Source organism: Myxococcus llanfairpwllgwyngyllgogerychwyrndrobwllllantysiliogogogochensis, from assembly GCF_006636215.1.
Lineage (GTDB): Bacteria > Myxococcota > Myxococcia > Myxococcales > Myxococcaceae > Myxococcus > Myxococcus llanfairpwllgwyngyllgogerychwyrndrobwllllantysiliogogogochensis.
The window spans coordinates 1-9880 of the sequence record NZ_VIFM01000357.1 but is presented as its reverse complement, the minus strand read 5'-3'; the positions used below and the strand labels follow the sequence as shown (position 1 = coordinate 9880).

Annotated in this window: 9 protein-coding genes; 5 read left to right on the top strand and 4 right to left on the bottom strand. The window is 69.8% G+C overall.

What is annotated here, in order from left to right; genetic code table 11:
* The 5 genes from yidC to FJV41_RS45065 all read left to right on the top strand — a co-directional run.
* Positions 1-1595, top strand: a 1595-nt coding sequence (yidC, locus tag FJV41_RS45085) for a membrane protein insertase YidC (RefSeq protein WP_246137817.1), incomplete at its 5' end; no start/stop codon positions are given.
* Positions 1592-2422 carry a hypothetical protein gene (locus FJV41_RS45080; protein ID WP_141648818.1) on the top strand — a complete coding sequence of 277 codons (831 nt, stop codon included), beginning with the start codon at positions 1592-1594 and terminating at the stop codon, positions 2420-2422. The genes yidC and FJV41_RS45080, both read left to right, overlap by 4 nt.
* Positions 2423-2433: 11 nt before the next feature.
* Positions 2434-2661, top strand: coding sequence for a hypothetical protein (locus tag FJV41_RS45075; RefSeq protein ID WP_141648817.1), 228 nt, complete (start codon positions 2434-2436; stop codon positions 2659-2661).
* 39 nt (positions 2662-2700) lie between these two features.
* Positions 2701-4032 (top strand): tRNA uridine-5-carboxymethylaminomethyl(34) synthesis GTPase MnmE, encoded by a 1332-nt coding sequence (mnmE, locus tag FJV41_RS45070; RefSeq protein ID WP_141648816.1) that lies wholly within the window; start codon positions 2701-2703, stop codon positions 4030-4032.
* Between the two features lie 77 nt (positions 4033-4109).
* Positions 4110-4721 carry a Uma2 family endonuclease gene (locus tag FJV41_RS45065; RefSeq protein ID WP_174456108.1) on the top strand — a complete coding sequence of 204 codons (612 nt, stop codon included), beginning with the start codon at positions 4110-4112 and terminating at the stop codon, positions 4719-4721.
* 15 nt (positions 4722-4736) lie between these two features.
* On the opposite strand, the gene FJV41_RS45060 is transcribed toward FJV41_RS45065, so the two are convergent.
* The 4 genes from FJV41_RS45060 to FJV41_RS45045 form a co-directional block, all read right to left on the bottom strand.
* Complete coding sequence (locus tag FJV41_RS45060; protein ID WP_141648815.1) at positions 4737-5780, bottom strand: GspE/PulE/PilB domain-containing protein; 1044 nt, start codon at positions 5778-5780, stop codon at positions 4737-4739.
* 340 nt (positions 5781-6120) lie between these two features.
* A complete protein-coding gene (gene sppA, locus FJV41_RS45055) occupies positions 6121-7911 on the bottom strand; it encodes a signal peptide peptidase SppA (RefSeq protein ID WP_141648814.1) in 1791 nt (596 codons plus the stop codon).
* 195 nt (positions 7912-8106) lie between these two features.
* Positions 8107-8748: a metallophosphatase domain-containing protein gene (locus tag FJV41_RS45050; RefSeq protein ID WP_181791386.1), complete on the bottom strand. Its 642-nt coding sequence runs from the start codon at positions 8746-8748 to the stop codon at positions 8107-8109.
* 99 nt (positions 8749-8847) lie between these two features.
* Entirely contained in the window at positions 8848-9507 is a 660-nt protein-coding gene (locus FJV41_RS45045) for a hypothetical protein (protein WP_141648812.1), read from the bottom strand.
* Between the last annotated feature and the right edge of the window lie 373 nt (positions 9508-9880).

Genomic DNA, 9880 nt, shown 5'->3' with positions numbered 1-9880 from the left:
CCGGAACTCCCTCGGACGCCACCCCTCCCCCGCCCGCGCGGCAGGTGGAGATGATGCGCAAGGACTCCGTCTACCGCTTCTCCTCGCTGGGGGCGGGCCTGACGGAGGCCCAGTTGCAGGGCGTGAAGCTGCGTGAGCAGCACTCGCTCACGTTGGCCCAGGGCTGGCAGTTGCTGGTGGGCAAGGAGGTTCCTCCCGCGCCGCAGATGAACCTGGCGCAGCCGGTGCCCAACGAGCCGCTGCCCCTGTCCGTCACCATCGAGGGCGCAAGCCCCCTGCCGAAGAACGTGCCCTACACGGTGGAGGAGAAGAAGGGCGGCGGCGCCGAGTCCGTCACCTTCACCGGCCGCCAGGGCCCGTGGGAAGTCGTGAAGGTGCTCCAGTGGCCGCACGAGGGCTTCGAGCTCACGTACACCATCCAGGTGAAGAACACCTCCGGCCAGCCTCAGAACGGCGAGCTTCAAGTTCACTACGGCCGCGCCATCGACCCGAACTTCGAGCACGCCCCGTCCTTCTTCGGCGGCGTGGGCAACCTGAGCCGCTCCGCGTGCTGGGTGGACGAGAAGCTCCACAACATGAACCCGGGCGACGACAAGCCCGAGGACACCAAGGGGCAGATCCACTTCTTCGGCATCAACCAGCAGTACTTCCTGTCCGCGCTCTACCCGCTGGACGGGCCGCGCCCCGGCCACTGCATCCTCACCGCCACGCCCACCGCGCGGCAGGTGACGGCGGCCTTCCCGCTGAGCGTGGGCGCGGGCGAGACGGTGACGCTGCGGCTCGGTGGCTACCTGGGCCCCAAGGACCCGGACCTGATGGCAGTGGTGCCCGGTCCGGAGCTGCGTCAGGCCGCGGGCCTGGGCGAGGCCGTGTTCCACCCGAAGCTCGAGGACACCGTCGACTTCGGCATCTGGGCGGTCATCTGCAAGATTCTGCTGGGCATCATGAAGTTCTTCCACGGCCTCACCGGCAACTGGGGCGTGGCCATCATCCTGCTCACCGTCGTGGTGAAGCTGGTGCTGCTGCCGCTCACCTACCGCTCCATGGTCAGCATGGAAGAGGTGAAGAAGCTCCAGCCGCGCATGGAGGAGATTCGCAAGAAGTTCGCGGACAACCGCGAGCAGCAGAACGTGGAAATCATGAAGCTGTACCAGGAGGCGAAGGTCAATCCGCTCGGCGGCTGCCTCCCGCTGCTCATCCAGATGCCGGTCTGGATTGCCCTCTTCACGGCGCTGCGCAACAGCTTCGACCTGTACGGTGAGCCCTTCTTCGGTCCCATCTGGAGGGACCTGACCTACAAGGACCCTACGTACCTGCTGCCCCTGGCGCTGGGCATTTCGATGATCATCACCCAGAAGATGCAGCCGCAGATGATGGATGCGACCCAGGCGAAGATCATGACCTGGTTCGTGCCCGGCATCTTCACGCTGACGCTGCTCCAGTACCCGGCGGGCCTGTCGCTCTACATCTTCACCAACAACATCCTCTCCATCGCGCAGCAGTACGGGCTCCGGAAGTGGCTGGACCGGAAGAACAAGCCCCAGGCAGGGGGCGGAACGCCCGCGGTGGCGACAGCGGGAGGAAAACGCAAGTGAGCGAGCAGCAGGTTCCTCAGCAGGCCCCCGTGGGCGGCACGCCCGCCTCGGGTGGGACTCCGGCCCCGGACTTCCGGCCGCGTGTGGAGAAGCTCCTCGGGGACATCCTCGGGCTGATGGGCTTCCCCGCGCGCCTGGACATGCAGGACGCGGCGGATGGCAGCCTGTCCGTCGCGCTGCACTTCGAGGCGGGCCCTCCTCCCGGCGTGGAGCAGGGCCGCCGCAGTCAGGTGCTGGATTCGCTCCAGTTCCTGCTCAACAAGATGCTGCACCGTCCCGGCGTCGAACGGCGCTGGGTGGTGCTGGGCTGTGGCGCGCACCCGGAGCCCCGTCAGCGTCGCGAGCCGCAGCAGCAGGCCCCCGCGCAGGCGCCCGCCCCCGTGGCTGGCGCGGCGGCGGCCCCGGCTCCCGCTCCCGCGGCGGCGCCCCGTGCGCCTGCTCCCGTGGCTCAGTCGCAGGCTCCCGGGAAGCAGGCGCAGCGAGGGGCGGCTCAGGCCGCGGCGCCTCGGAGTGCGGCGGCGCCCGCGCGGGCGGGCGGCGAGTCGGATGAGCGCTCGGTGGCCGTGGAAGAGGATGCGGCGCTGCGAGAGGCGGTCCGCCGGCTCGCGGAGAAGTCCGCCAGCCTGGGGCGCTTCTACGCGCTCGCCGCGATGAAACAGGATGACCGCGCGCGCGTCTTGAAGGCGGTAGAAGGTGTGGCGGGGTTGAAGGTGACGGCCGAGGGCGAGGGTCGCAACCGCCGTGTCGTGTTCACTCCGGAGAAGCCGGCGCCGCTGCCCAAGCGGAGCTTGCTCCCGGATGATGACGAGGACGATTTCGACGAGTGAGAGGGCGGTGCATGGGCAAGGCGAAGGGTCTCAAGGACAAGCTGTACGGCGCGGCGGTGCTGAAGATGAGCTTCCGCCTGCGCGGGGATGAGGAGTCTCCCGCCTTCCGCTTCGTCTACCCGGGAGTGCTCCGGGACCTGGAAATCGAAGACGGAGCGGTCGAGAAGTACATCGAGGAGAATCGCGAGGCCGTCGAGAAGGCCGCCCGTGGTTCCACGCCCCCCATGGGGCCCCGGTAGTCTCTCCCGCGCGGAGGGGAGCATCGCTCCCCAGCCGAGATGACTTCAGCCACTTCCACCATCGTCGCGCTGGCCACGGCACCCACCGCTGGGGCCGTGGGCATCCTCCGGCTGTCGGGCCCCGCCGCGCTGGAGGTGGGTCGCCGCCTGGCGCCGAGCATTCCCGTGGAGCCCACGCCTCGCCACGCGTACCTCGCGGGCTTCGTGGACGCTCAGGGCCGCGCGCTGGACGAGGGCCTCTTCCTCTACTTCCGCGCGCCCTCCTCCTTCACGGGCGAGGACGTGGTGGAGCTCCAGGCGCACGGCAGTCCGCGATTGCTTCAGTTGTTGCTGGCGCGTGCGCTGGAGGACGGGCTCGCGCGTCCCGCGGCGCCCGGTGAGTTCACCCGGCGCGCCTTCCTGAATGGCCGCATCGACCTGACGCGCGCGGAGGCGGTGGCGGACCTGGTGGCGGCCGACTCGGAGTCCGCGGTGCGTGCCGCCGCGGCGGGGCTCTCGGGTGCGCTCACGGAGCGGGTGCGTGCGCTGGAGGAGCCCCTGCGCTCGCTGCATGCGGACCTGGAGGGCGTGCTCAACTTCCCCGACGAGGCGGAGGGCGCGGACGAGGATTCGGAGGCGCGAGTCCAGGTGCTGCGGGCTCGGGCGGAGGTGCTGCTCTCCGAGGCGGGACAGGGTCGACTGGTGCGCCGGGGCGCGCGCGTGGCGTTGTTCGGCCCGGTCAACGCGGGCAAGTCCACGCTGTTCAACCGACTGGTGGGCGAGGTGCGCGCGCTGGTGGACGACGAGCCTGGGACGACGCGCGATGCACTGGAGGCCCGTGTCGAGTGGAACGGCCTGGGCGTCACGCTGTTCGACACGGCGGGACTGCGCGAGACGCCGGGCCGCGTGGAGGCGCTGGGTATCGCCCGGACGCGCGAACTGCTGGCGGGCGTGGACCTGACGGTGCTCGTGCTGCCGCCAGGGACGTCCGAGTCTGACGCGGAGCGCTGGCGGGCAGAGGCGGGCGCGACGGACGTGCTGGTCATCGACGGCAAGTGCGACGTGGGGTCGGAGACCCTCGGTGCGCCGCGCCCGCGTGTCAGCGGGCTCACCGGCGAAGGTGTTGACGCCCTGCGCGAATCCCTCCTCTCCCGGCTGTGGGGTGGCGGTACGCCCTCCGCGGTAGCCCTCGTATCCGAGCGCCACGCCGATGCCTTGCGTCGCGCCGCCGAGGCACTCGCACGCGCGGAGTCCGCGTCGCGCCTGTCCACCCTGGAAGTCGTCTCCGGTGAGCTGGCCCTCGCCCTGGAGGCGCTCGGCGAACTGTCCGGAACCTCCGCTTCCGAGGCACTCATCGACGCAATCTTCCAGCGATTCTGCATCGGAAAGTGACGCGTTCCGAGCAGTCGGGGACGTGTCAGACCCCCTCCTAGAATGCCGCCCTCAACCGCCGCACCTTCGGAGGCGCTGTGACGGAAGGCATCATCCACCTGGCGAACCACTCGATGCTCTCGGCCCTGCCCTCGGGCTGGGTGGGAGAAGTCCTCGACGAGGAGTTCGTCGCTTCACCCAGGCTGACTCCCGCGCAGACTCGCGCCGCCTTCATGCTGGGGGTGGAACTGGGCGAGCAGCTCGACCGACGCCGGGGTGGCAGTGGCCGCTGGTGTTTCCTGCGCGCCCCCGAACTGCGGCTCGGTCACGACGTGCTCGTCCCGGACGTGGCCGGCTGGCGTCGAGACCGCGTCGCCTCCCCCATCGACCCGGACGTGCCCTTCCTCACGCTGGCCCCGGATTGGGTGTGCGAGGTGCTCGCGCCCTCCACCGCCGCGCTGGACCGCACGCGCAAGCTGCCCGTCTACGCGCGCCAGGGCGTCTCCCATGTCTGGCTGGTGGACCCCCTCGCGCGCACGCTGGAGACGTACCAGCGCGTCAAGCGAGGCTGGCTCCTCACCGGCTGCTACGAGTCCGACGCGCTGGTGCGCGCCGAGCCCTTCACCTCCGCACCGGTGGAACTCGAGACGCTGTGGCTCCCCGAGTCCTCGCTGTGCGGGGAGACTTCACTGCTCTCCGCCGTGCCCTGACTCCCGTCGCGCCCTTCAGCTCGCGCGGCGGAGAAACGTGGCATCACCCGCGGGATGCACCATCCTGCGCACCGCACGCAGCAAGAGGTCCGGATCCACCGGGGCGGCCAGGAAGCCTCGGGCCCCCACCGCCTGCGCGCGAGGCAGGTCCACCTCGGGCGTCTTGCCCGCCACCACCACCTGCGCGGGCACCTTGCACCCCAGGGCCTCCAGCGACGGCAGCGGCGTCACCACCACCTGCATCTCGCTCGAAGCCAGCAGCTCCTCGGTGCTCGCCACGCGGGAGGTGAGTCCCGCGCCCGCCAGCACCTTCACCAGCCCCGCCGCCGCGTCCACGCCCCAGCCGTACACCAGCACCTGGGCCATGGGCTCCGGACGGGCCGCCGTCAGCGTGGGCAGCTTCGAGCGCAAGGGCGCCCTCGGCGCGGGCACCTTCACCGCGGGCTGGGGCCGCGCCGCCTCTTCCTCCAGCGAGGACAGGAGCGGCAGCGCCTCCTCGGGCGGCGCCTCCATGTTCGTCAGCTCCACCATGCTGGCGCCGAGCACCATGGTCATCTGCTCGTCCGCCTCGGGCAGGGAGAACCCCTCCATGCCGGGCCGCCGGGCGACGACGTCCGTCTCGCCCCGGTACATCCGGCCAATGGCTCGGCGGATGGACGCATCCGTGGCCAGCTTCGCCACCACCCGCGTCCGCCCCGTCACGCTCTTCACCGCGTCCAGCGACGCGAGGCTCGCCGGCGCGGCCATGGCCACCACCAGCGTGTCCTTGGGCGCGTGTCCTTCCAGCCGCAGGGGCACCACCCGGTGCGCCTCCGCCACCCGCTCCGGAATCAGCCGCGCCAGCCCGGGCTCGGGCGCCTGCGCCGACAGGTCCACCGTCTGCATCCCCACCTGCTCCGCCAGCGCCTCCAGCACCTGATCCGCCGAGCAGAAGCGTTGATCCACGACCACCTGCCCCAACGGCACCCCCCACTTGCGCTGATACGCCAGCGCGGAGTGGAGCTGCAGCGCATCAATCACGCCGCGCGCCAGCAAGATGTCCCCCAGTCGCTTCTTCATACCCGGCTCCTCCGGCCCCCCACGGCGGCCACTACCCCTGGGAACGCACTCGTCCCGGAAAATTGAAACAGTTCTACGCCCGCACCGGCCGTCGCGGCTTCCTCGCCGACGACAGACGGTTCCGCGTCCACGACATCTGCAAGGCAGGGGCCCAGGGGCGCCCACCCACCGTGCCGCGTCGTCACGTCTCCTCTGGGAGACGGAGCGCGTCCAGGGTTGTGACGGCGCGAAAAGGGCTTCGAGGCATGCCGCGCGCCCCGAAGCCCTTGGATCCACGGCGTTCCGACATCACGCCCCTGCGTCCGGAAGGCACGCGGGGGCGCGTAAAACGGAAGGTCCGCTACCAGCGCGTCTGGGGCATGGGCGCGTACAGCGAGCCGCGCTCGGGTGCGAAGACACCCAGCCGCACCCCCAGGCCATGCACCACGCGCGTGGCCTCCACCAGCGGCGCCCAGGGCGTGACGACCGCCGTCGTGGCGGAGGTGTCCTCGCTGTTGTCCCCCGTCTCGCCCAGCACGGAGGAGAGCACCTCGGCGGGGCTCTTCTTGCGCGGATACTCCTCGATGCGCACCCGGGCATCCGCGGGGAGCTTCGCCGCTTCCTTCGCCAGCTCGAGCGCCTTGGCATAGCCGCCCAGCGCGTCCACCAGGCCGTTCTCCAGCGCGTCCTCACCCGTCCAGACGCGGCCCTTGGCCAGGCCCTGCAGCTTCTCCAGCGGCATCTTCCGGCTGCTCGCGGCGCGCGTGGTGAAGTCCGTGTAGATGCGGTCCAGCTCCGCGTCCACCCGCGCCTGCTGCTCCGGCGTGTAGTCCGCGTCCGAGCTGGCGAGCGTGGCATTGCGCCCCAGCGCCACGGTGTCGAAGTTGACGCCCAGCTTCTCCCAGAAGCCGTTGGTGACGAACTTGCCGGTGTACACGCCGATGCTGCCCGTCAGCGTGCCGGGCTGGGCGACAATCTTGTCCGCCTCCATGGCGAAGTAGTACCCGCCGCTGGCGGCGTACGAACCCATGGTGGCGATGACGGGCTTGCCCGCCTCGCGAGCGCGCTGCACCTCGCGGCGCACCGTGTCGCTGGCCACGTAGCTGCCGCCGGGGCTGTCCACGCGGAAGATGATGGCCTTCACGCGCGAGTCCTCGGAGGCCTTGCGCAGCGCCGCCGCCACGGTGTCACCGCCCATGGCCCCCTCGCCGAACGGGCTGCCCCCGCTCTTGCCGCGCGCCACCTCGCCCACCCCGTACACGAGGGCAATGGTCTCCCCCGTGGTGTGCGGCCGGCCCGCGCGCTCCAGGTACTTCTTCACGTACAGGAGCTCCGCGCCGTCGCCCGCCGCCTTCTTCTGCTCGGCGTAGACCTCGTCGCGGTAGCGCAGGCCGTTCAGCAGCTTGCCGTCCACCGCCTCCGGCGCGAGCAGCGGCGCCCGGTCGATGAGCGCGCGCACCGCGTCCTCCGTCAGCCCGCGCCCCTCGGCGATGCCCCGCACCATCTGCCCGAAGAGGCTGCCCGCGAAGCGCTCGGTGGCCTCCAGGTGCGGCCCGGTGTAGCCCTGCTCGGTGTAGCTGTTGACCGCGTTCTTGAACTCGTAGCGCTTGTCGAACTGGGGCTTCACGCCCAGCTTCGCCAGCGCATCCCGAGCGAACGGCGTCTCGAACGCGAGGCCGATGATGTTCACCGCGCCGGACGGCTGCATGTAGATTTCATCGAAGGCCGACGCGAAGTAGTACGCGCTGGTGCCGTTGGCCTCCTCGCCGAAGGAGTCGGTGAAGGCGATGGCCTTCTTGCCCTTGGCCCGGAACGCCTTCACCGCGTCGCGCAGCTCCTGCGTCGTCGCGGGAGTGCCGGGGCTGGTGCCCACGCGCACCACCAGCGACTTCACCCGCGAGTCCTCTCCGGCCTTCTCCAGCGCATCCACCACGTCGCGCACCGTGAGCGGGTCCTCACCGAAGGCCCCGGCCAGCGAGTCGCCCGACACGTGCTCCGGCAGCGGCTGCGACAGGTCCATTTCCAGCACGAGGTTGGACGGCACGCTCGGGCGGCTCGTGGAGGCCATCACGATGAGGGCGATGAGGCCCAGCATGAAGAGGACGGACATCGCGCCAATGAAGGCGAGCGCGCCGATGAGAAATCGTTTCATCCGAAGAAGCTCCTGGTACCTGGGAGACGGGCCACGAATCCGGCACGCGGTCCTTACTACTTAACGGGCCAGGGTGCCGATGCTTGCACGTCTCCCCACGCCTCCCCGCCGCCCGAGCGACATTCCGGAGGATGAAGACTGGACGCACGGGTCTTCCTGGCCCCTCGCCGGGAGACGGGGCGCTCGTCCCCCGGCTCACGGCGCGTCCAGCTCCACCACCACGGGAGGCCGCATCCCGAACGGGTGGAGGTGACAGTTGGCCACGTTGAGGAAGCGGGTGGGCACGTCGGGAAGCGCGTGCTCGCCCGGTGACTCGTGGATGTGGCCGAAGACGTGGAGGCGCGGGAGGACCTGCCGCACGCGCGCGAGCAAATCCGCGCAGCCCACGTGCGCGCCGAGGAACGTGCGGTCCCCGAGGCCCTTGGGGGGACCGTGGGTGATGAGCACATCCAGGCCCTCGGGGATGCGGTTCCAGTGGGTGAGGATGTCGGCGCCCCGCTCGCGGTTGAAGGCCATGCCTCCGAAGCGTGGCGTCACCGGGGAGCCCCAGAGGCGAAGCCCCCCGACGAGCACCTCCTCGTCTTCGAGGTAGTGCACGCCCGCTTCTCGCGCCAGGGTCCGGGTCAGCTCGGGCTGCGTCTCGCAGATGAAGTCGTGGTTGCCCGCGACGAACACCTTCTCGCGGGCCGGGCGGCTGGCGAACCAGGCGAGGAAGGACTCCAGCTCCGGCTGCTTTCCCCGGCGAGAGAAGTCACCCGCGTGGATGAGCACGTCACACGCGGGGACCTCCAGCTCCTCGTGCCGTCGATGGGTGTCGGAGATGAGCACCAGCCTCATACGAATCCCTTCGCTTCGGGCGTGGAAGTCCGAGGCCGGAGGGGACGCTACACCGGCACGAGGGCCTTCCTCGCGGCACTTCGCTCGGGAGTCAGTGACTCAGTTCTTGAGCAGCTTGTTCAAGATGCTCTCGTGGGCTTGCAGCCGCCGCTCGGTGTCTTCCCGGTCGACGGTGAGCCGGGCGACCTTCCCGTTGACGTGGAACAGTCCCCGACGCAGCTCCGAGGTCGAGGCACCCACGTGGTCGCTCAACTTCGCGAGGGACTCGACGGCTTGCTCGAAGCCCGCGCGGACCACCTGGAGGTCGCGGGAGAACACGTCGACCTTCTCCTCGACAACCAGGAACCGATGGTCCGAGGCCTTCGACTTGTCTTCCAGCGTGTGGACCCTGTTGTCCAGGGCCTCCACCTTGCTGTCCAGGGCCTCCACCTTCTGGTCGAAGGTGTGGACCTTCACGTCCAAGGTCTCCACCTTCTGGTTGACCGCGGCTACGTCCTGCTTGAGCGCACTCACATCGTGTTTCAGCTCACGGACGTCCTGCTTGAACTCCGCGACGTCCTGCCGGAACTCCGTGACCTCCCGTCGCAGCTCCCCGGCTTCGAGAGTGACCTCCCGGAACGCCTTCCGTCCGTCCCGGATGGCCTCCTTGAGCTCGAAGTGGCTCTGGTCGAGCGCATCCAGACGCACCCGCATGCGCTCCAGGACCTTCGAAAGGTCGTTGATCGCCGCGTCCACTCCCCCACCGTCGTATCTCGCCATCCCGCCTGCCTCCCTCCGAGCGGCCCCATGCCGCTTCCAAGGTTGAAGACACCCTACCAAACCAATCTGACACGGTGGCAATCAGACAAACAACCCATGAGGTTGTCATGGGAAATCCAGACGAACCCGCGTGTCGAGGGGCCGAGGGGCGGGTCCGGGCGCTCCCTCCCCTGTCTCACGGTGGACGCCCGCCAGGAGGAAGTGCTGGCTTCCGGGATGGCGGATGACCCGTACCGGGTTAGAAGCGCCGTGCACTTTATGAAGACCCGCGAGGACCGCATGAGGCGTCGTACCCCGCTTTCCCTGTTGGCCCCCCTGATGCTGGTGGCCACCACTCCTGTATGGGCCCAGGCCCCTGCCCCCTCCCCTACCC